Here is a 21,413-nt window from a genome sequence, read left to right as displayed (position 1 = left end):
CGCCCGCCAGCCTTCACTCGTTGAACCCGAGCTGCTCCCGCGCCTCGGTCAGGCCGTCGCTCACGGCGAAGACGATGAGGTCGCGCGCCTCCGCGTTGCGCCCGATCCAGGTGACGCGGTCCTTGCCCGCGGCGGGCGGCGCGTTCGTGTTGCCGCCGGACCAGGCGATGCCCGTGAGGACGACGTTGATGTCGCCCACGGCGAGGAACGCGGCCCGGTTCCCCCAGCCGTTGATCGCGGTGTTCAACGTCGAGGCGCGGTTGCCGATCGAGCCGATGACGTCGGCGGCGAGCACGCTGATCTTCGGATCCACGCCGCCCGCCATCACCCGCTCGATGCGGCCGTGGTACTCGCGCAGGCGCCCGGCGTCCGCGCCCTGCGGCGACCACGTCGGGACGAACGCCTTCAGGTAAGCCGCGAGCAGCGGCCAGAGATCGATCGGCGCCGTCCGCGAGAAGGCCGAGGCGTTGGTCTGGAGGATCTTGACGGCACGGTGGATGAGGGCCAGCCGGACGTCCTCGCGCGGCGAGGTGACGAGGGCCTGGCCGAGGACGATCTTGGGCGGGCTCGTGGACGCCGGCACGCAGACGGCGCCGAGCGCGCCCGTCATGAAGACCTGCAGGTTGGGGAGGCCGTACGCCGCGCCGACGCCGCGCGCGAGATCGGTGATCTCGGCGTGCTGGGGCGGCAGCGGCGTCGCGCGGATCGAGTCGAGATCGAACGGCACCGCGGCGTCGAGCAGCGGGCCCGTCTTGAGCAGGAGCTCCCGGAACGCCGGGGTCATGAGCTCCGGCGCGAGGTGGGCGTCGAGGCGGGCCGCGCCGGCGGCGTTGCCCGCGCCGCCCATCGCGGCGTCGCGGCCGTCGAGCGCGTCGACCGTCGCGCGCGCGATCCTCGCGGCGCCGGCGCGGCCGCGGAGCTCCGCGACCGTCGCGACCGTCGAGAAGAGGTAGGGCTCGAAGCGGCCGGTGTTGAGCGCGCGGCGCGCGTCGGCGAGCGCGCGATCGAGCAGGGTCGCCGCCGCGGAGGCCTGCTCGGTGCGCTGGTAGTAGCGGGCCAGCGCGCCGAGCGCGAAGTCGTCCTTCGGCCACGTCTTGCGGGCCGTGAGCAGCGTGGCCTCGGCCTTCTTCGCGTCCCCCATCGCCTCGTAGATCTCGGCGAGCTCCGCGGTGCGGCGGCACTTCTGCTCGGGCGCCTCCGCGGCGTTGATGAGGAGGTTCTGCTGCTCGAGCGCGCGGGCGCCGTCGCCGGCGCGCTTGTAGAGCGAGACGAGGCGCTCGCGCGCGCTCACGTCGCCCGGCGAGCGCTTCAGGATCTCCTGGTAGGCGAGCTCGGCGCGCTCCGCGTTCGGCAGGTGCTCGTCGTAGAGCTCGCCGAGGCGGAGGTAGATCGCGACCTGCTTCGCGGGCTCGGGCACGAGGCGCGCGAGGCGGATCCACGCCTGCTCGGCGCCGGCCCAGTCGCCCTCGCCGGCGCAGACGTCGGCGAACGCGGACAGGGCCTCGACGTGATCGGGGTTCGCGTCGAGCGCGGCGGCGAGCGCGCGCTTCGCGGCCGCCGCGTCGCCGACGTCGGCGAGCGCCCGGCCGCGCAGGACCTCCATCTCGACCCGCTCCGCGGGATCCGTCACCGCCTCGAGGCGGCGCTCGAGGAGCGCGGCGAGCTCGGCGCGCGCCCCCTCGGCGATGTAGATGGCCCTGAGCCGCGAGAAGACGTCGGCGTACGACGGATCGACCGTGGCGACCGCCTCGAGGACGTCGCGCGCCCGCGCGACGTTCTGGACCTTGTCCTGCCAGAGGACGGCCGCGGCGTAGAGCGAGTGCGCGCGCCCCTCGGGGCCGACGCTCGCGCCCGCGGCGGACTCGAGCGCCGCGGCGGCGGCCGCCGGGTCGCCGCCGCGATCGAGCGCGTCGGCGAGGTCGAGGTGCGCGACGAGGTAGTGCGGGACGAGCGTGATCGCGTGCCGGAAAAAGGCGACGGCGTCCTCGATCGAGCCGGCCAGCAGGGCGTCCCTGGCGGCGCGCACCGAGAGGGCCGCGGCCTCGGACGGGCGATCGGTGCGCTCGATGAGCTGGCGATCCGCCTCGATCGCGAGGGCGTGATCCGCCTTCGCGCGGGCCTGGGCGGCCATCTGGCGCAGCGCCCAGATGCCGCGGGGCTCGTTCCTGTACGCGATCTGGACCGGCTCGAGCGCCTCCTCCCACGGGAGCACGCGCAGGCGCAGCCGCGCTGACAGGAGCGCGTGGGCGATCGCCTCCGGGCCGTCGAGGACACGCGCGATCTCGAGGGCGATCGGCTCGAGCTCCTCGTCGCGGCCCTCGCCGATGAGGTAGGAGGCGACGCGGCGGAGCGTCGGCAGGTGGTGCGGCGTCTCCTCCAGGATGGAGCGGCGCCACAGCAGGGCGCTGCCGGCGTCCTTGCGCCCTTGCTCGTCGAGCTCCGCGAGGCGCTCGTAGATGTCGAGGCGCTCCGCCGCGTCCGCCGCCTCGCGGGCGCGCGGGATCAGGGCGTCGACGAGCTCTCCCGTGCCGTGGCCCGCGACGGCCGCGCGGTAGAGGGCGATCGGCGCGAGCGCCGTGTCCCCGGCGGCGATCGCCTGGCGGGCGCACGCGGCGGCCTGCGCGAGATCGCCGGCGCGCTCGTGGTCGAGGGCGGCCTCGAGCGCGAGGCGAGCGGCCTCGATGCCCGCGGCGGCGCGGTCGCCGCCGCCGTCGCCGCCCTCACCCTCGCTCTGGAGGGCGCGCAGGAGCTCGGCGGCGCGCTCGGCGCGCCAGGAGGCGCGGTCGGCGGGCGGCTCCGGCGCGAGCCGCTCGAAGAGCTCGCGCAGGCCGATGTCCTGCGGGCGCGAGCGGTGCGCCGTCTCGAGGAGCGACGCGGCGGCCGCGGGGTCGGCCTCGGCGACGAGGAGCGCCTCGCGGACGAGATCGTGGGCCCGCTCGAGGGGATCGGCGGCGCCCTCGCGGCGGGTCCTGAGCCACTCGAGGAGGCCGTCGCGGTCCACCCGGGCGCGCGCGCTCCGCTCGCCGAGGTGGAGCGCGACGGGGAGCTTCGGATCGATCTGCGCGGCGCGCGAGAGCAGGCGCTCGCCCTCCTCGTTGTCGCCGCCGTCGAGCAGGCGGATCGCCGCCTCGGTGACGAGCACCGCGGCCCGCGGCCCCTCGTCGAGCGTGAGCGCGTGCTCCGCGAGGATGCGGGCCGCGCCGACGCCGCTCTCCTGGGCGGCGCGGGCGCGCGCGGCGCCCTCGTGCTGCGGGTCCGCGGCGCGGGCGCGATCGAGATCGCCCATCGCCGCGCGCTGATCGCCGGCGATCTCCGCGAGGACGGCGGCGGCGAGCGCGCCGTCGCGCTCGGACGCGACCTCGCGCAGCGACGCCACGGCCCTGGCGACGCGGGCGCCGCGATCGCCGTCGAGATCGAGCTCGAGCGCGAGGGCCCGGAAGAGCGGGCTCTCCGGCGCGGTGTCGCCGTAGGTGACGACCGCGCGGGAGAAGGCGTCGCTCGCGTCGACGCCGCCCTCGGCGGGGACGGCCTCGCGCGAGAGCGCGCGGCCGAGGGCCGCGGCGGCGCGGGCCCTCGGGCCGCCGAGGGGGCGCACGCCCCTCGACGCGGGCGCGCCGTCCGCGGAGGCCACCGCGCCGTCGCCGCCGGCGTCGCTCAGGGCGGCGCTCGCCGCGGCGCAGAGCGGCGCGAAGTCGGGATCGTCGGCGAGGGCGTCCAGCCACGGATCGATCTCGCCCGCGGCGCCGCCGGCGAGCGCCGAGAGGACGATGCGATCGGCCGGCGAGAAGGCGCCGCCGGCGTCGCCGTCGTCGAGCGTCGCGTCGCGCACGGCGGCGGCGTCGCCGAGCTCGATCGCCTGCGCCGCGAGGGCGCGGCGCGCCTGGCCGCCGTGCGAGCCGGAGGCGACGCTGCGGAGCGCGCCGAGCGACGCCGGGCGGGTCTCCTTGCGCGCGGCGCTCAGCGCGGCGGTGAGCCACGCGACGGCGGGCGCGAGCGAGGTGCCGCGCAGGGGATCGAGGCTCGCGAGGCCCTCGGCGAGGTCGCCGGCGCGGAGCAGGGCGCGGGCGCGGAGCAGCGCCTCGTACGGCGTGGCGGAGGCGACGCGGCCGCGCGCGGGCCGCGCCGCGCCGCGGTGCGCTGCGACCTGAGCGCCCGCCGCGGCGAGCGGCGCGAGCTCGGGCGCCTCGGGGAGGCGGAACTTCGCGATCACGGCGGAGGCCGCCGCGTCCGAGTCCGGCGCGGCGAGCGCCTCGCAGAAGCGCTGGACGTGCGCGCGCGGATCGGCGGGGTGCGTCCGCGCCGCGAGCTCGAAGCGTTTGTGGGCGCCCTCGGGATCCGCGAGCGGGATGCGGCAGAGCTCCGCGCCGAGCACGAGGTTGTGGCAGCGCGCGGCCGGCGTGCCGAGGACGCGGGTCTCGCTCTCCAGCGCCTCGAGCGCGGCGGGCAGATCCCCCTCGCGCATCAGGAGGCCGCGGAGCTGGCGGTGCGCGAAGATCTGGCTCGGGGCGAGATCGCGCGCCTCGGCGGCGATGGCGCGGGCGGCGGCGTCCTCCCCGGCCATCACGTAGAGCTCGGCGACGGGGAGCTGCGCGCGCGCCCGGGCCGCGGGGTCCTCGATGAGCTCGGCCTCGGAGCGGAGCCACGCGGCGCGCGCCGCCCACACGTCGCGCTGCTGCGACTGGACGAGGATCGCGCTCGCGTCCTGCTCGCCGTCGAACACCGAGGCGGGCGGCGGGATCGAGGGCAGCGGCGGGAGGCTCTCCGGCGCGAGGGAAGAAGGAGGCGACGACGGGCCCGCAGGAGGCGCCGACGGGACGCGGGCCGACGACGGCCGCGGCGGCGGCGACGACGCCGCGCGCGGCGTCGACGACAACGACGACGACGTCGGCACGAACGACGGCCGGACGTGGGACGCCGAGAACGGGCGCGCCGGCGACGACGCCGCGCGTGGCGACGAGGACGACGGTCGCGGCGGCGACGACGACGGCGCGCGCGGCGACGAGGACGACGGCCGCGGCGGCGCGAACGCGACGCCGCTGTCCGGTCTCCGGGTCGCGACGCGCGTCTGCGCGAGATCGTCCTCGAGCTCTTCATCGGTCGGCTCGGGCGGCCCGCTCAGCAGGCTGGACTCGTCCACGAGCTCGCCGGGATCGCTGTCGGCGGCGGCCTGGTCCCAGCGGCTGGTGGAGGCGGACGACTGGCCGGCGTACGGCCGGGTCGTGGGCCCGGGCTCGTCGAGGGCGTTGGTCTCCTCGTCGTCGATGCCGTGCGTCTCCTCGTCGTCGAAGGCGGGCGCCTCCGCGAATCGGGCGCTGCTGGCGCCGCTGGGCGGCGCGAACTCGAACGGGGAGTCGCCGCCGTCGGGGATGGGCGTCGCGCGGTCGCCCGGCTCGGCGGTGTCCTCCTCGAACACGGGCTCCCGGCGCACGGACGGCGGCGGCAGCGGGGGCGGCGGGGCGGCGGGCTGCGGGCGCGGCGCCGTGAACCTCGCGGACGGGGCCGGCGGCGGGATCCTCGGCGTCCGATCGCCGGGCGTGGCCTCGGCGCCGAGCGACGCCTTCACGTCGCCCGGCCTGCTGCCCGAGCGGGGCGGGGCCGCGGGGCGGGGCAGCGACGGGGGGCGCGGCGGCGGGATGGGCGCCGGGGGCCGGCGCGTCCCGTGCAACGCCGGCGCCGAGGTCACGACCCCGTCGTCGGCGTCCTCGGCGCGCTGGTCCTCGAACAGCATGTCGAGCAGCGCGTCGCTCTCTCCGGCGCTCTGCGCGGGCCTCGCGGGCGCGGGCACGGGCTCGCGGGAGAACAGCTGCTTCAGGCCGCCTACCCCGGCGCGCTCGCCCTCCTCGGCGCCGCGGATCGACTGGATGAGCTCTTCGGGGATCTTCGCGAGGAGCGTGGCCTCCTCGACGTCGCCCTCCTCCGAGACCGCCGCGCCGTACATCGCCGGCGGGGGGACCGTGATCTTCTCCTGCGACGGCGCGCCCTCGTCGCCGCCGCCGCCAGAGGAGCTCTTGGATTGCGGATTCTTGCTCACCGGACCCCCATGCCGAGCTTCTTCCGGAGCTCGAGGTAGCTCTGCGAGAGGACGAACGCGACCAGCTGGCGCGCCCGCTCGCTCTCGGCGACGACACCGCCGAGCTGCTCGCGCGGGGTATTGAGGATGTCCGAGAGGACCAGCGAGACGTCGCCGGCGGCGATGACGGCCATGCGGTCGATGCTCCTGCGCGCGGCCTGCGCCCAGCGGAGCGGGTCCTGCTGGCTCGAGACGATGCGCTGGCAGACGTCGGCGATGGCCTTGCGGGTCGCGCGCGACATCTCCTTGTGGATGGCGCGCGAGACCTCGCCGAAGACGGCGTAGGGCGGCTGCGGGACCGTGAAGCCCGCCTCGATGCACGCGGCCGCGACGAGCGAGGCGACGGTGCTGTCGTCCCGCGTCCTGAGCGACGAGATGCCGCGGCGCAGCGCGAACGCCTCGCGCGCGATCGCCGAGCGCGAGGCGGCGTCGAGCGGCGTCGTGATCTCGGGGCCGAGCACGAGCGCCGGCAGCTGGCCATAGACGCCGGTCGCGCCGTGAGGGCTCGGGCCGCCGACGTAGAGCTCGAAGTCCGTCTCGAAGCTGAGCGCCCCCATCCACTCGGCGACCGCCACGCGCAGCGGGTGGCCGCCGCGCGAGTCGATGCGGTCCTTCTTGCCGACGCCGAGCGACACGAGCGAGGGGCCGAGCGCCATGCAGATGGTCTCGGCCATCTTCGCGAACAGCTCGCCGACGGGCCCGGTGTCGAGCGGATCGGCGATGTCGGCCATGGCCTTGGCGTCGAGGGCGATCTGCGGCCGCGCCGGGACGCGGGCGTCGATCTTCCTGAGCTCCGCGGAGATGCCGTCGTCGATGCGGACGAGCGAGACGAGCGCGCCGAGCGTGGCCTGCCGGAGCGCCGCGTCCTGCCCCGCGCCGGCGATCTTCGCGAGGAGCGCGACCCGGTCCGCGTCGATCGGCTCGACCGCGAGCGCCTGGATCAGCGTCGCCTTGGCGCGGCCGAGCACGCGGGTGCGGAACGCGGGCTCGTAGTCCGTCGTGAGGACGAGATCGATCGCCTCGCCGTCGTCCGGCGCCTCTTCGAGGAGCTTCGCCACGGCCCGCTCGGCGCGGCGCGGCGCGCGGAGCTGATCCCTGTAGATGGCCATCGCGAGGCGCGCCGCCTCGATCCGCCCCGCGGGGGTGTCGCGCTCGACCATGAGCTCCTCGAGCAGGCGCGTCGCCTCGTCCCAGGAGCCGACCCGGGCGGCGACGCGGACGAGGCGCTCGCGGACGACGAGCGTCGACAGCCCGGCCCGGTGCAGGCCGACCAGCACCTCGAGCGCCCTGTCGTGCTCGCCGAGCTTCTCGTAGGCGTCGACCGCGGTGATCCCCGACATGAGGCGCTGCTCCCCCGGCGCCTTCGCGACGCGCGAGAGCTCGGCGTAGAAGGCGGCCGCCTGGCCGAGGTCGCCCTGCGCCTTCGAGATGTCGGCCGAGAGCGCCAGCGCGCCGATGTGGTCCGGCTCGAGCAGCGTCACGTTCTCGAGCGCGGCGAGCGCGTCGTCGAGCTTGCCCTTCTTGCGGAGCACGCGCGCGCGCTCCCAGAACAGCTTGCAGAGCTCGAGGTCGTTGTCCGCCACGCCGAGCCGCCTCTCGATGATGTCGAGCAGCCGATCGTCCTCGTTGCGCGCGCGGACCCGGCGGAAGAGCCGGTCGAAGGCGACGCCGCGCCGCGGGTCGCGCGAGAACGCGCGATCGAAGGCGATCTCCGCGTCGTCGTGCGCCTCGGTGTGCTGGAGGAGCAGGAGCCCGGCGCTCTCCCAGAACCCCGCGCCGCGCGCGTCGTCCTTGCAGAGCGCCCCGAGCTGCGCCGAGGCGAGCGCCGTCGACACGGGGTCGCGCAGCGCCTCGGACGTCGCGCGGACGCCCTCCCACGCGGCGACGTCGTCGGGCCGCCGCTCGACGACCGTGCGGAACGCGGCGAGCGCGCGCTCGTGCTCCCCGGCCGCGAAGTCCGACCAGCCCGCGAGGCCGAGCGCGGTGAGCTGCGCGTCCTCGCCGAGCGCGTCCCCGAGCCCGTGCAGCGCCGCGGCGCGGCGCCGCGGATCGCAGCCGGGGAGCGCGAGCTCGAGGTTGGCGAGCTGCGCGGGGGCGTGCTCGCCCGTCAGGAACGGCCGCGGCAGGTTCGGCTGGTCGAGCGCGCCGACGATCGCGGCCGAGGCCTCCATCGCGGCGCGGGCCTCGCCGTCCATGTGCCGCGCGAGCGCGCTCCGCGCGGCCACCTCGGCCTCGCGGTCCTCGGCGCCGAGCGCGGCGCCGAGCCACTCGAGCTCGGCGTGCGGGCTCGGGTCGGCCGCGGCCCACGCCGCCGCGCGCGCCGCGGTGCTCGCGCGATCCTGGTCCAGGGTGCGCGCGAGGCGGAAGCGCTCGGCGTGCGCGATCGTCGCGGCGCCGTCGCCCCGCTCCTCGATGTAGTCGAGCGCGCGCTCGACGGCGCTCCGCTGCTCGAGGGCCGGCTGCCAGAGGAGCCGCCCGAGCGCGGCGGCCAGGGCGAGGTCGTCGCTCGCCTGCGACTCCAGCGCCTCGAGCGTCGCGAGCGCCTCGTCGGCGTCGCCGCCCTCGGCCGCGCCGACCTCGAGGCCGAACCGCGACAGCGCGAGCGCCGCCGGGTCCTCGCCCGCCTCGCCCGCCACCTCGAGGGCGCGGCGCCGGCTCTCCAGATCGCTCGCCTCGTGGCCGCGGAGGGCCCAGGTGAGCACCGTCGCGCCGGCCCGCGGCGCCTTGCCGCGCGCCGCCTCGAGCTCCTCGACGGCGCGCCCGCGCTCGCCGGCGCGCCAGAGCAGGATCGCCGCCTCGATGTGCAGCGCCGCCGAGAGATCGGCGTCGTCGATCGCCGCGGCGCAGGCCGAGAGCGTCGCGGCCGCGGCGGCGTGGCTCCCGGCGCGCCGGTGGAGCTCGGCCAGGAAGACCGCGATGACCTCGTCGTCCGCGGATCGCTCGAAGAGCGCGCGGAGCCGGCTCCGCGCGCGATCCAGATCGCCGCCGCGCGCGCTGCGCAGGGCGGCGACGAGCCACAGCCCGCGCGCGGTCTCCTCGCCCTCGACCTCGGCGAGCGCCTCGATGACCGTCGGCGAGCGCCGCGGGCCGGCGGCGCCGGGCTCGTCGCCGCGCTCGCGCCGGCTGCGGACGAGATCGACCGCGAAGGCGCCGAGCGCCCGCCCGAGCCACGCGTTCGGGGTGGCGCCGTCGTCCGCGCCGGCGTTGGCGAGCTCGGCGAAGGCGCCCTCGGCGCCGTCCGCGTCCCCGCGGAGGAGGCGGCTCCGGCCGATCTCGAACCACAGGCTCGCCTTCTCGGCCGGGTCGACGCCGGTCGAGAGCAGCCGCTTCGTCGACTCCTCGTACCAGGCCGCGTCGCCGCGGAGCGCCGCGAACGACCGGCCGAAGCGCGCGAGCACGCCCGGGTGGACGCCGGCCATGCCCGCCTGCGACAGGGCCGCCTTCGCCGCGCCGACGTCGTCCGTCCGCACCGCCCAGACGTAGGCCGCGAGGAGCAGCGCGCGCCCCCTCGCCTCTTCGCTGGTGTACGAGGCCGCCGTCGCCTCGAGCGAGGCCGCGAACGCGGACGGGTCCTGACCGTCTCCGAGCAGATCGATCTCCAGCGCGCGCGCCGGGATGCACTGCGGGTCGGCCGTGAGCGCGCTCCGGAGCGCCGCGAGCGCGGCCTCGCGATCGCTCGCGAGCGCCGCCGCCTCGGCGACGCGGAGCCACAGGGCCGCGGCGCCGGGCCCGCTCGCGCCGCGCGCGATCTCCTGCTTGGCCAGGCTGGCGGCGGCCTCGGCCTCGCCGGCCGACTCGAGCGCGGCGATGCGCGCCCGGCCGAGCAGCGTCGACTGCGGCAGCCGCTCCGCGGCCCGCTCGAGGAGCGACGCGAAGCCGCCCGTCCCGGCCCGCTGCGTCAGCTCGGCGGCGCGGAGCCACGCGTCGGCCGCGTGCTCCGGCTTGCGCATGTGCCGCGGGACGCCGTTGGCGTCGCCGCTCGCCTCGTCGTCGAGCGCGTCGGCGATGAGCTCCGCCTGCCCCTCGAGGGCGCGCGCGAGCGCGCCGAGGTCCTCCTCGCGCCGGGCGATGACCTCGAGCGCGAGCTGCGACCTGAAGCGCGCCCGCCCCTCGAGCGCGGCGGCCGCGTCGAGCAGCTCGTAGGCGCGCTCCACGTTCTCGGTCGCCGCGGCGAGGTCGGCGAGCTCGATGAAGAGCAGCCCCTTCCACGTCGCGTCCGTCGCGAGCTCCGCGCGGGCCTCGAGGGCGCGCATCCGGCCGGGGAGGTCCCCCTCCTTGGCCGCGATGAGCTCGAGCTCGAGCCACGGGGTCGCGTCCTCGGGGTTGCTGAGCGCCGCCTCTTCGAGCGCCTCCTTGGCCGCCGCGAGGTTCTGCTCGTGGTCCTGGAGGTACGCCGCGCGCTCCCAGAACGAGCGCGCCCGCTCCTCGGGCGTGGCCGCGGCGCGCGTGAGCGCGTCGAGCAGCTTGCCGAGGTTCTTGATGGACTTGCGCCGCGTGAGGATGCGGACCAGCGCCTCGAGCGGCTCGCGGAACTGCGGATCCGCGTTGAACGCGGCGAGGTAGTCGCGCGCCGCCGTGGGCTCCTCGCCGAGCGCCTCCTCGAGCGCGCCGAGCTCGTGCAGCAAGAGCGCCTGGAGCTGCCGCTCCGGTTGCTCGCCCTGCTCCGCGCGGAGCCGCGCGATCAGGGCCGTCATGCTCTCGGCCTGCCCCTCGGGTGCCTGAACCGTCATCTCGCTCGCGACGCCTCCGAACGGGGTCTCATGTGTGCGCACCGCATGACGATGGCGGAGAGTAGCGAACCGAACCTGACGGAGTAAAGCGCGCCGGGCAGGGAGCGGGCTCGAACAGCGTCGGGCACCCGGTCGAGCAGTCGGTCGAGCGCCAGACCGCGCGCCAGACCGCGCGCCAGACCGCGCGCGTTCCGTGGGTCGAGCGGCGGACACGAATGTGCGCGCGCCCCGCGCCCGGGGAGGAGATCCGCGGAGCGCGCTGGTCGACCGCGTGCGCCGCCGGAACCACCGGAAAGCGAAGAACGGTGGGCGCGCTCGCGGGCGCCGCGGCGCGGGAGAGGGAGGAGGTCGCCCGCTCGCGAGCTAGGCCCTGCCCAGCACGGCGTCGAGCTTGTCGTTGACCTTCGACTCGACCATGCCCTTCATCGCCTTCAGCAGGAACGGGAGGTCGATCTCGACGTGCACCGCGGACGCCTCCACGCGCACGAGGCCCTTCGTCCCCTTCGCGGCGCCGCCCGGCGCGTCGAACCGGATGACGTCGCCATCCCATCGCCACTGGATGCCGAGCTTGTCTTCCATGCCCCGCGCAAGCTCTTCCGCGCGCTTCCTGGCCTCGTCCTTGGTGAGCGCGTGCTGCCGGCGGATGTCGATCGTCGCCATGCGGTATCTCCACTCGTTCGCGTCCGCGGCGACGCGCCGCGCGCGGTACGCTCTACTTACTCGATCCGACGCGCGATCCAAAAGCCGCGCGGCGTGTCGACAGGGCCGCTCACGCCCCCCTTGGGGAGGCTGAACAGCTCGTACTCCGGCGCGGGCTCCAGCACGCCGCGCGGGATGTAGCCGAGGTCGTCGGTCGACCCCTTGTCGCCCTTCTCGATGGCGGCCTTGAAGTCCGTCTTGGCCACCTCCGCGAGCTCCCGGGCGAGCGCCAGCGCGGCGTCCTTGGAGCGCGCGGTCGGCGCCGCGCCCTGCGCGCCGCGGTATTGGATCAGCACGACGCCGAAGCGCACCTTCTTCGGCGCCTCGGCCGGCAGCGAGGGCGGCGCCTCGCCCGAGAGGAGCGTGACGCCCGCGTCGGATCGCCCCGCCGGCTCGGGGCCTCTCTCCTGGACGATGTCCTCAGCGCCGGCGTCGCTCCCCGCGTCGCCGTCGCCCGCCGCGGTCGTCGCAGGCGCGGCGGCGGCGTCGGCGGCGTCGGCGCCTGCGTCGGCGGGCGCGCTGGCCGCGCCGCGCCCCTTCGAGCCGCCGTTCGTGATGACGAACGCCAGCGCGCCCGCGAAGAAGAGCGTGTAGATGACCGCCGTCGAGCGCTGCATGGGCGGCAGCGCGTTAGCACAGGTGGAGGACGCTTGGCGAGGCCGCGATGGCGACGCGCCGCCGGTCGGACGGCGTCGCCGCTCCCTCGCCGCCCCAGCGTCCCTCCATCCCTCTCCGTCCCCGGCCGCCCCTCGTCCGCGTGCTGTCCGCTTGCCGTCCGCTTCCTGCTTCCGGACCAAGCACGCGATATGCCCGAGGAAGTCGCCGATTTGAGGGCAGCCGGAAGAAGAGGCGATCCAAGGACCACAACCCCTGCTAGTAAGGAGAGCGGATGTCGGGGCATCCCGGCCTTTCGCGGGCCGAACGAGCGTGGGGGCGCCTGCGAAGGCACTCGCGGCGCCGGCATCGGGTCGGGAAGCATGATCAAGGTCGAGTGCGACGGGTGCAAATCGCCGTACCAAGTCGACGAGAAGCGTGTCCCCCCTGCGGGGCTCAGGATGCGCTGTCCGAAGTGCGGTACGAGCCTGCTGGTGACCAAGGGGGGCGCGAGCGCAGCGCCTGCGCCGACGCCTGTGCCCACCCCCCCGCCGCGGGCCGGGGCGGGAGGTCTTCAGCTCTCGGAGCGGAGCGCCCCGGCGGGGCCCGAGGACGCCGATCTGCCCGTGGCGGCTCCGGAGGATGTCGCATTCCCCGCCGTCGTGCCTCCACGGCGCCCGGGGCCAGCGCCGGCGCCGGTACCGACGCCGCCGCGCCGCGCGGCGCCCGCGCCTCCCGCGCCGCCTCCTGAGCCCCCGGGGCCGGAGGTCTTCGGCGAGATCGGCCTGCCGGACGTCCCCGATCGCCCTGCGCCGTCCGATCGGCGAAACGCCAAGACCGTGCCGCAGCGGCGCGGCTTTGGCGAGATCGACCTCATGGTCGAGCTCCCGAGCCCGACGGACGCCGAGGTGCAGGGGCTCAACCCGGACGATCTGCCTGTCGTCTACGGCAATGCGCCAGGGGCGTCGGCGCTCCCGGCGCGATCGCGCGCGGAGTCCCGCACCGCCCCGGCAACGCCGACCGCGTTTTCCGGGGCCGACCTGCCGGCGCGGGTCGACCCGCATCCTCCGAGCAGCCGGCGCACCCTCGGGTTCGGCGAGCGAGAGTCGACGCCGGGCGCCCCCTCGGGGCCCGGCGCGCGAAACGCCGGGGCCGCCACGCAGCCGCTCGGGCGCGGGCGCACCCGCGGTGCGGGAGACGCGCCCCCGCGCGTGGCCCCGGAGTACGATTTCGGGGACCTGGACGACGACGCGCCCCCGGCTCCTCCGGCGCGCTCCACCGGCGGATCCATGTCGTTCGGCTTCGGCGAGCTCGAGCTGCCTCTCGAGGGCGACGGCGACTCCGAGCTGCCCTCGGCGTCCTCGGGCGACCTGCCCATCGTCGCCGGCGATCTGCCGAGCTCGGCCCCGGCCGTCATCGGCATGCCCGCTCCGTTCTCGAACACGGGCCTGCCCACGCCGGCTTCCGCGCCGCTTCCCTCGCCGGCTCGCGCCGGGCTCCCGGCCGCGGCCCAGGCGGGCTTCCCCGCCCCGGCCCCCGCGGGCTTCCCCACGAAGGCCACCGGCCCCGCCCTCCCCACGAAGACCACCGGCTCCGCCCTCCCCACGAAGACCACCGGCCCCGCCCTCCCCACGAAGGCCGCCGGCTCCGCCCTCCCCACGAAGGCCACCGGTGCCGGCTCGCCTGCCGGACCGGGGACCATCGTCGGCGCCGAGCTCTTCGACGAGGCCCCGCCGGACTACGACGACTCGCGCGTGGGCGCCGCATTCCAGGCGCCCGGGCCGCGCCCCCTCCCGCCGCAGGCAGCGCCCGAGCCGCCCAGCAGCGGCGCCATGCCGCCCGTCGACTTCGGCGCCCTGCCGCCCGCCGACTTCCTCGCCGCGCCGCCCTCCGACGTCCGCTCCGCGCCCACCACCGGCTTCGGCGCCGCGCCGCCCTCCGACGTCCGCTCCGCGCCCACCGCAGGCTTCGGCGCCTCGCCCACCACCGGCTTCGGCGCCGCCGACTTCGGCGACGAGATCGCGCTCGGCGAGAGCGTCACGCAGCTCGCCTCCGGCGCCGCGCCCGCCCCTTACGATCCGTCCGACCGCTCCGGGAACTTCACGCAATCGCCCGCGGACGCCGACGATCGGGGCATCGAGCTCAGCGAGCCGCACCCCAGCGTCGGGGACGAGGTCGACCTGACCGGCGCGGGCACGGAGATCGGCGACCTGAGCGCCGGTCCCGAGGCGCAGGTCGCGAAGCCCGCGGCGACCACGGAAGCGCCGCCGCAAAAGTCGAAGATCAAGCGCTACGTCGTGGCGGCGCTCGCGGTCGCCGCCGTCAGCGGCGGCGCGCTCGCGCTCGTTCCGGACGTCGGCGCCTTCGGCGTGAACCTCATCAGCGACCGGCTCAACGCCTTCGCGCACGAGGGGGCGCTCGCCGAGCTCCGCCAGCGGACCCAGGCGGCCTTCGGCAAGGACACCGCGTCGGCCGCCAACGGAGCGCTGAACGACGCCAACGCCACGCGCGGCAATGCGCCGCGCCACCGGCCGACCATGGCCTACGCCGCGTACATCGCCTTCGCGCGGAGCCTCCGCTTCGGGCACCGGACCGTCGACGACGCCTTCGGCAAGGAGATGCTCACGCTCGCGAGCTCCCATCCGAGCGACCTGCTCTCCCTGGCCGTCGCGGCGCAGGCCGCGGCCAGCGGCGAGCTCCCGCGCGCGCGGCAGGCCGCGCAGGCGCTCGCCGCGCAGCTCAAGGACGACATCGACCTCGCCGTCCTCGCCGCCGAGATCGAGCTCGCCGCGAAGGACGCCCCCAAGGCGATCGCGGCGTGGCAGCACGCGAGCGGCATCCAGAAGAGCGCGCGCACGCTCTACGGCCTGGCCAGGGCGCAGCTCCTCGCCGGGGACGCCGCGGGGGCCGAGGCGAGCGCCCGAGGCGCGCTCGAGGCCTCACCCGACCACGTCGGGGCCCGCACCCTGATCGCGTCGCTGCTCTGGCAGGCCCCGGGCCGCGAGCAGGAGGCGCTCGATCTGCTCGGCAAGGTCACCGGCGACGGCCCGATCCGGGCCGCCGCGAGCGACCCCGAGATCGTCGACGCGTACACGCTGCTCGGCACCATCCACCTCGCGAAGTCGCGCATGAGCGCGGCGGAGCAGGCGTTCGCGGCCGCGGTGAAGCTCGACCCGCAGGCGGTGCGCGCCCTGATCGGCAACGGCGAGGTCCTCTACCGGTCGGGCCGCTACTCCGAGGCGCAGGCGCGCTTCGAGGCCGCGGCCCGCGCCGACGACAAGAACCTCGCCGCGCAGCTCGGCAAGGCGAAGACCTGGCTGGCGCAGGAGCGCATGAAGGAGGCGAAGGACCTCCTGAAGGAGCTGCAGAAGACCCACGCGGCCGCTCCGCAGGTCGCTTACTGGCTCGGGCGCACCGAGCTCGCGCTCGGCAACAAGAAGGACGCGGAGCAGGCGTACCTCGACGCCGTGAAGTCGACCGAGAACCTCCCGGAGGTCGTCGACGCTTACGTGGCGCTGGCGTCGCTCCTGTCCAGCATGGGCCGCAACGAGGCGGCGGCGGAGAAGCTGTCGGAGGCGACCGCGAAGTTCCCGGACCTGCCCGCGCTGCACAAGGCCAAGGCGGAGGTCGCGCTCCAGACAGGGCGCTACGACGAAGCCCGGCAGGAGCTCGAGCTCGCGCTCGCGAAGGAGGACGACCTCGGCAGCCAGTTCAAGCTGGGCGTGGCGTACCGTCGCCTGCGCCGGTTCGAGGACGCCGCGAAGGTCTTCGACAAGGTCACGGCGGCCGACAAGGACTACCCGGGCCTCGCGCTCGAGCGCGGGCTCCTGTTCGAGGAGACCGGCCAGAGCGAGCGCGCGCTGGAGATGTACGCCGACGCGCTCCGCAAGGCGCCGAACGACATCGACCTGAAGCTGCGCGTCGGCTCGACCCAGGTCATGGCGGGGCACGCGAGCCAGGCGGAGCCGATCCTGCGCGACGTGCTCAAGGATCGCGCGAACTCCGCCGAGGCGAACCACTTCCTCGGCCGCGCGCTCCTCGTGCGCGGCACGAACATGGCCGAGGCGCTGCGCTTCCTGGAGCGCGCCGCGGAGCTCGATCCGAACCGCGCCGAGTACCACCTGTACGTCGGTTGGGGCGCCAACGAGACGGCCCAGACCGCGCGCGCGGAGATGGCGCTGAAGCGCGCGCTGGAGCTCGACGCGGAGCTCGGCGACGCGTACTGGCAGCGCGGCGTGCTGCTGCAGAAGCAGGGGGCGAGCCGGGACGCGCTCGCGGATCTGAAGATCGCGCTGGAGAAGCGGCCGTCCCGCTACGAGGCCTACGCCACGATGGCGCTCTGCTACCAGGATCAGGGCAACTGGGCGGCCGCGGAGGAGGCGTGGCGCAAGGCGATCGCGGCCAACGACAAGGTCCCCGAGTGGCACTACCGCCTCGGCAAGATCTACGCGTCGCGCGGCAACCGGGCCGGGACCGCGAGCGAGATGGAGCAGGCGGTCACCCTGGGCGAGGCGCCGGACCGCTCGACCCCGCCGTGGCTGTTCGACGCGCATTTCCTCCTCGCCGAGGCGCTCCGCGCTGCGAACAACCGCGAGAAGGCCATCCACCACTACGAGCGCTTCCTGGAGACGGCGCCGACCGACAACGCCTACCGGCGCGACGCGGAGCAGGCGCTGGAGAGCCTGGGGGCCGGGAAGGGTCGCTGAGGCGGAGCGAGCGGCCGCTGCTCGGCTATCCTGGCGGATGATCCCCTCCGTCAACGCCCGCCTCGCGGTGCGCGCCGACATGCCCGAGGTGGCGCGCTTCGCCGCGCAGCTCGTCCGCCTGCACCACGCCCTCGATCCGCGCCGCTTCATGTGCCTGGAGCCGATCGAGCCGGGCTACGAGCGATGGCTCACGAGCGAGCTCGCCGACCCCGACGCCGCGATCGTCGTCGCCGAGCGAACCGGCGCCGAGCCGGCGCTGGTCGGCTACGCCTACGGCCGCCGGGAGCCGCGCGACTGGAACAGCCTCCTCGACACCTGCGGCGCCGTCCACGACATCTATGTCGCTGAGCCCGCGCGCCAGCTGGGCGCGGGCGCGATCCTCCTGGAGGCCGTCATCGCGCGCCTCCGGGCCCTGGGCGCGCCGCGCATCGTGCTCCACACCGCGACGCAGAACGCCGCCGCGCAGCGCCTGTTCGAGCGGTTCGGCTTCCGCCGCACGATGATCGAGATGACGCTCGAGCTCGAGTGATCGCGGCGTCCGCCCCGCTATCGGCGCATCGGCCCCCCGTTATCGGCGCATCGGCCGCTCCGCTATCGGCGCATCGGCCGCTCCTCGATCCGAACCTCCGAATCCGATGGCGCTCCCGGGGCGCTGGCCGAGGGGGATGGACTCATGAGCTTCAGCCTCCCCGGCTCGACCCCGCGAGCTCCGCGGCCGTCTGCGCCCACACCATCGTGTCGCGCGGCTCGCCCGTGGGCGTCAGGGCGTCCGCCTCGAGCGTCGTCACATGCCGGTACCCGAGCCGCCGGGGCACGGCGGCGCTCGCGGTGTTCCGCGGATCGCAGCGGATCTCGACGCGGCTCACGCCGAGCTCCTCGAGCGCGACCCGGGTCAAGCCTGCCACCGCCTCGGTCGCGTAACCGCAGCGCGTCGCCGTCGCCCGGAGCCAGTAGCCGATCTCGATCGCGCCCGGGCCGATCCGCGGGTGGAGCCCCGTACCCCCGAGCACGTCGCGCTCGTCGCGCGTGAAGATTCCATAATGAAAGTCGCGTCCCGCCGTGAAGTCGTCCCGGAACTTCTCCAGGAGCGCGGCGGTCGCCTCCATGGAGGAGGGCTCGTGCACGGCCCACGGCATCCAGGGCCGCAGGTGCGCAAGGCTGGAGTCGATCGCTCCCCTGATCAAAGGTGCATCCTCGGGTCGCCACGCTCGCAGCGTCAGCCGAGCGGTCGGGATGCGCTCCGGCGGGCGTTCACCTGTCATCGCGTCGCTCCCTGCCTGTCGCCGTCATGCGCTCGACGGCGACAACACCGTCTTGCCCAGGCCATCGGACCACGCGGCGGTCACGCCCCGAACCCTGCGAACCATTGTGTGTTCCGGCGTCGAGGAGAGCAGTCGTCATGCCACGCAGCATACAACGACGACATGCCTCGCACATCCGGCCAATCCCCCGCCACAGCAGCGAGCATCGCCGTTGCACGTCGGTCCACACACATCTTGCCGAGGGCATCGACGCTGCCGCGGAGCGGCTTGACATGTCCGTCATAACAGATTAATATCCGCCATAGAAGAGTAAGGCGGAAAACATCAGCGCGCCTTCCCGCACACCGGGAGGAGATCCACATCCACGCCCGCGCGTGGACGACGGATGACCGCTCGAGCAGAGGTGCCATTGGCTGAGGTGGCGCGGGCTGCGAACCATGACACGAGGAGGAAGGATGAAGATCTGAGCACGCCTCGTCCCGAGGGGCCCGACGTCTCCCGGGTGCTCGACAAGGAGTCGACCTTCGATCAGCAGCGGCCTTCCCACGCCCCACGCCGGATTCACTGCTGCCTCCGCAGCACATCACCAGCAATCCCTGCTTCCGTCGCAGCAAGCGCGCGGCCGGCGCGAACGATTGCGATCCGTTCCTGCAACAGCGCTCTGGCACGCTCCCTGCTCTCTGCCACGACGACGGCCCGTGAGCTGAGCACACTCCCTGCCTGAGAGCAGGAGAGCTCTTCGCCTGGCGCACGCCATCAAGGAGAACAGGATGACGAAGCTGCGACTCTACAGCGCGAAGGCGTGCCCCTTCGCCCACCGCACCCGGCTCGTTTTACAGGAGAAGACGATCGACTTCGAGCTGACCGAGGTCGATCTGCAGAACAAGCCGCGGGCGTTCGTCGACGCCTCGCTCTACGGCAAGGTCCCGGCGATCGAGCACGAGGGCCACCGCATCTGGGAGTCGGCGATCATCAACGAGTACCTCGAGGAGGTCTTCCCCGAGCCGCGGCTCCTGCCCAGGGAGCCGGGCAGGCGCGCCCAGGCGAGGATCTGGATCGATTACTCGAACACGCGCCTCGTGCCGGCGTTCACCCAGCTGCTCAGGGCCGAGAACCGGGACCAGGAGGCGGAGGGGCGCAAGGCGCTCGGCGACGTGCTCGCGTTCATCGAGCGGGAGGCGCTGGCGAGATCGTCGGGCCAAGGGCCCTACTGGCTCGGCGCCGAGGTCAGCCTCGTCGATCTCTCCTTCTATCCATGGTTCGAGCGGCTGTCGGCGGTCGGCCGCCTCCGCGACTTCTCCATCCCGGCGGAGCTCACGCGGCTCCGGGCGTGGATCGAGGCTGTGCAGGCGCGCCCCGCGGTGCGCGCCATCCAGAATCCTGTCGAGTTCTACGTGGAGCGCTTCGCGAAGTTCGTGAAGCCGGCGACGACGGCCGCCTGAGCGCCGAGGGACAAGGGACATCATGTTGAAGCTCTGGGGTCACAAGAATTCATCGAACGTGCAGAAGGTCCTCTGGGCGCTCGACGAGCTCAAGCTCGATTTCGAGCGCATCGACGCCGGCGGGACGTTCGGTCGCGTCAAGGACGCCGACTATCTCACCCTCAACCCGAACGGGCTGGTTCCGACGCTCGAGGACGGCCCGCTGGTGCTCTGGGAGTCGCACGCGATCGTGCGTTATCTGTTCTCGCGCTACGGGTCGCCGCCGCTCCAGCCGAGCGATCTCGCCGACAGGGCGCGCGCCGACGCCTGGACCGACTGGCAGTTCGGTACCCTGTGGCCCCCGATCCGGACGCTCCTGGTGCAGCTGGTGCGCACGCCCGAAGAGCGCCGCGATCAGGCCGCGATCGAGGCAGCGCGCAAGTCGGCGCTCGCCGCGCTGGGGATCCTCGACAGGCAGCTGTCGCGGCACCCGTGGGCCGCGGGAGAGTACTTCACGTTCGCCGATATCCCGCTCGGGGTCGCGGCGCAGCGGTGGTACAACCTGAAGACCGAGCGGCCCGCGCTGCAGCACGTCGACGCGTGGTACGGCCGCATCAAGCGCCGGCCTGGGTTCGAGCGATGGGTGGATCTGCCCCTGGGATGAGAGCGGGGCGCGCCCCTCGGGCGCATGCTCGATCGCCCGCCCTGCCCTCCCGTATCCGCGTCTCTTCGCGCGGACGGCCCCTCAGAACATCGGCAGCTCGGTGTCCAGCCCGAGGAGCACACGGCCCTGGACCTCGCGCGTGTGCGGGGCGACGAGGGCGTGCTGCGTGACGGCGTGCACGTCGCGGAAGCTGCGTTGAAGAGGGCTCTCCGCGTAGAGCGCCGTGGCGCCGCCCGCCGTGAAGGCCAGATCGACGGCGCGCGCCGCGCCGAGGGCGGCGTTCGTCGCGGCGAGCCGGACGCGCGCCCGCTCCCGCAGCGAGATCGATCTGCCGGAGACCGCGGCGTCCCAGACGGCGCCGACGGCCTCGATAAGGTAGGCCCTGGCCGCGCCCAGCGTGGCCTCGGCCTCGGCCACGGCGAGCGCCGTCGAGGGCCGCGTCGCGAGCGACGTCGTCATGCCGCTCGGCCGCTTGGTCGCCGCGAGCCGGGTCAGCTCATCGACGGCCGCGCGCGCCATCCCGAGCGCGGTCGCCGCGACCGCGCTCGCGAGGAAGCCGAAGAGAGGGAACACGAAGAGAGGCCCTGGATGGGTCGGCGCCGTCATGGGGAGTCGGATGCACCGGCTGCTCGGCACGAAGACGTCCACGACCGCGAAATCGTGGCTCCCGGTGCCGGCAAGGCCGGAGACGCTCCACGTATCCAGGATCTCGCACTCCGAGGCGCGGAACATCGGCACGACGGCCTCGGGGACGCCCCCGGGCAGCATGCGCGGGGCCGACCCGTCATAGACCACTGCGGTGCCGCCCAGCCAGTCGCAATGATGACAGGCGCTCGCCATCGCCCACCTCCCGGCGACCCGATAGCCTCCCTCGACCTCGACGGCGCGCCCGCTCGGCGCGAAGACGCCAGCCGTCACGGCGTCCGGGCTCGCATGCATCTCTTTGCCCCCCTCCGCCGGGATGTACGCCTCGAACGCGCCGGTCGTGCCGCAGATCATGGCGCACCACCCTGCGGCGCCGTCGGCGCGCGAGAGCTCCTCGATGACCTGCAGCGCCGTGAGGGGGTCGGCCTCGAGCCCGCCCAGCGCGCGCGGACGGCACATGCGGAAGATGCCCGACTCCCGGAGCGCCCTCGCGACCGGATCGGGCAGGCGGCGCTCCCGCTCTCCCCGCTGGGCGTGCTCCTGGACGAGCGGAACGAGGCTGCGCGCGGCGTCGAGGAGCGACGCGGGCGCGGCGGAGGACATCGTGGCCATGGTGCTCGAC

Annotated in this window: 10 protein-coding genes; 4 read left to right on the top strand and 6 right to left on the bottom strand. The window is 75.0% G+C overall.

All coding sequences use genetic code 11. From position 1 onward, the window contains the following. Positions 1 to 13: 13 nt before the first annotated feature. The 4 genes from WMF19_RS03390 to WMF19_RS03375 all read right to left on the bottom strand — a co-directional run bounded on the left by WMF19_RS03390 (position 14) and on the right by WMF19_RS03375 (position 12,116). Entirely contained in the window at positions 14 to 6,031 is a 6,018-nt protein-coding gene (locus tag WMF19_RS03390; protein ID WP_437897768.1) for a hypothetical protein, read from the bottom strand. After that, positions 6,028 to 10,800: a hypothetical protein gene (locus WMF19_RS03385; RefSeq protein ID WP_437897767.1), complete on the bottom strand. Its 4,773-nt coding sequence runs from the start codon at positions 10,798 to 10,800 to the stop codon at positions 6,028 to 6,030. The genes WMF19_RS03390 and WMF19_RS03385 overlap by 4 nt, the downstream gene beginning before the upstream one ends. Positions 10,801 to 11,163: 363 nt before the next feature. After that, on the bottom strand, positions 11,164 to 11,460 hold the full coding sequence (locus tag WMF19_RS03380; RefSeq protein WP_437327445.1) for a polyhydroxyalkanoic acid system family protein: 297 nt from the start codon (positions 11,458 to 11,460) through the stop codon (positions 11,164 to 11,166). A 56-nt stretch (positions 11,461 to 11,516) separates the two neighbouring features. Continuing rightward, positions 11,517 to 12,116 carry a peptidyl-prolyl cis-trans isomerase gene (locus WMF19_RS03375; protein WP_437327444.1) on the bottom strand — a complete coding sequence of 200 codons (600 nt, stop codon included), beginning with the start codon at positions 12,114 to 12,116 and terminating at the stop codon, positions 11,517 to 11,519. Between the two features lie 360 nt (positions 12,117 to 12,476). Between WMF19_RS03375 and WMF19_RS03370 the strand changes: the two genes are divergently transcribed. After that, positions 12,477 to 16,799 carry a tetratricopeptide repeat protein gene (locus WMF19_RS03370; protein ID WP_437897766.1) on the top strand — a complete coding sequence of 1,441 codons (4,323 nt, stop codon included), beginning with the start codon at positions 12,477 to 12,479 and terminating at the stop codon, positions 16,797 to 16,799. A 37-nt stretch (positions 16,800 to 16,836) separates the two neighbouring features. After that, positions 16,837 to 17,328 (top strand): N-acetyltransferase family protein, encoded by a 492-nt coding sequence (locus WMF19_RS03365; RefSeq protein ID WP_437897765.1) that lies wholly within the window; start codon positions 16,837 to 16,839, stop codon positions 17,326 to 17,328. A 151-nt stretch (positions 17,329 to 17,479) separates the two neighbouring features. Here WMF19_RS03365 and WMF19_RS03360 read toward each other — a convergent pair whose 3' ends face one another. Continuing rightward, on the bottom strand, positions 17,480 to 18,061 hold the full coding sequence (locus WMF19_RS03360; protein ID WP_437897764.1) for a GNAT family N-acetyltransferase: 582 nt from the start codon (positions 18,059 to 18,061) through the stop codon (positions 17,480 to 17,482). A 770-nt stretch (positions 18,062 to 18,831) separates the two neighbouring features. On the opposite strand from WMF19_RS03360, the gene WMF19_RS03355 reads away from it, so the two are divergent. Together WMF19_RS03355 and WMF19_RS03350 are read left to right on the top strand one after the other, a co-directional pair. Next, positions 18,832 to 19,503, top strand: coding sequence for a glutathione S-transferase family protein (locus WMF19_RS03355; protein ID WP_437897763.1), 672 nt, complete (start codon positions 18,832 to 18,834; stop codon positions 19,501 to 19,503). A gap of 22 nt (positions 19,504 to 19,525) precedes the next feature. Continuing rightward, positions 19,526 to 20,146 (top strand): glutathione S-transferase family protein, encoded by a 621-nt coding sequence (locus WMF19_RS03350; protein ID WP_437897762.1) that lies wholly within the window; start codon positions 19,526 to 19,528, stop codon positions 20,144 to 20,146. An 81-nt stretch (positions 20,147 to 20,227) separates the two neighbouring features. Here WMF19_RS03350 and WMF19_RS03345 read toward each other — a convergent pair whose 3' ends face one another. After that, positions 20,228 to 21,403 (bottom strand): acyl-CoA dehydrogenase family protein, encoded by a 1,176-nt coding sequence (locus WMF19_RS03345; protein ID WP_437897761.1) that lies wholly within the window; start codon positions 21,401 to 21,403, stop codon positions 20,228 to 20,230. Positions 21,404 to 21,413: the final 10 nt, after the last annotated feature.

This window comes from Sorangium sp. So ce124 (assembly GCF_051525235.1).
Classification (GTDB): domain Bacteria; phylum Myxococcota_A; class Polyangia; order Polyangiales; family Polyangiaceae; genus Sorangium; species Sorangium atrum.
The sequence above is the reverse complement of the archived record's forward strand: the minus strand, read 5'-3'. Positions and strand labels throughout refer to the sequence as shown.

What these genes read in the sequence shown, in the direction of transcription:
- WMF19_RS03380 (WP_437327445.1), bottom strand. Translation starts at nt 11,460, where the DNA reads ATGGCGACGATCGACATCCGCCGGCAGCACGCGCTCACCAAGGACGAG.
- WMF19_RS03375 (WP_437327444.1), bottom strand. Translation starts at nt 12,116, where the DNA reads ATGCAGCGCTCGACGGCGGTCATCTACACGCTCTTCTTCGCGGGCGCG.
- WMF19_RS03370 (WP_437897766.1), top strand. Translation starts at nt 12,477, where the DNA reads ATGATCAAGGTCGAGTGCGACGGGTGCAAATCGCCGTACCAAGTCGAC.
- WMF19_RS03385 (WP_437897767.1), bottom strand. Translation starts at nt 10,800, where the DNA reads ATGACGGTTCAGGCACCCGAGGGGCAGGCCGAGAGCATGACGGCCCTG.
- WMF19_RS03345 (WP_437897761.1), bottom strand. Translation starts at nt 21,403, where the DNA reads ATGGCCACGATGTCCTCCGCCGCGCCCGCGTCGCTCCTCGACGCCGCG.
- WMF19_RS03365 (WP_437897765.1), top strand. Translation starts at nt 16,837, where the DNA reads ATGATCCCCTCCGTCAACGCCCGCCTCGCGGTGCGCGCCGACATGCCC.
- WMF19_RS03360 (WP_437897764.1), bottom strand. Translation starts at nt 18,061, where the DNA reads ATGACAGGTGAACGCCCGCCGGAGCGCATCCCGACCGCTCGGCTGACG.
- WMF19_RS03355 (WP_437897763.1), top strand. Translation starts at nt 18,832, where the DNA reads ATGACGAAGCTGCGACTCTACAGCGCGAAGGCGTGCCCCTTCGCCCAC.
- WMF19_RS03350 (WP_437897762.1), top strand. Translation starts at nt 19,526, where the DNA reads ATGTTGAAGCTCTGGGGTCACAAGAATTCATCGAACGTGCAGAAGGTC.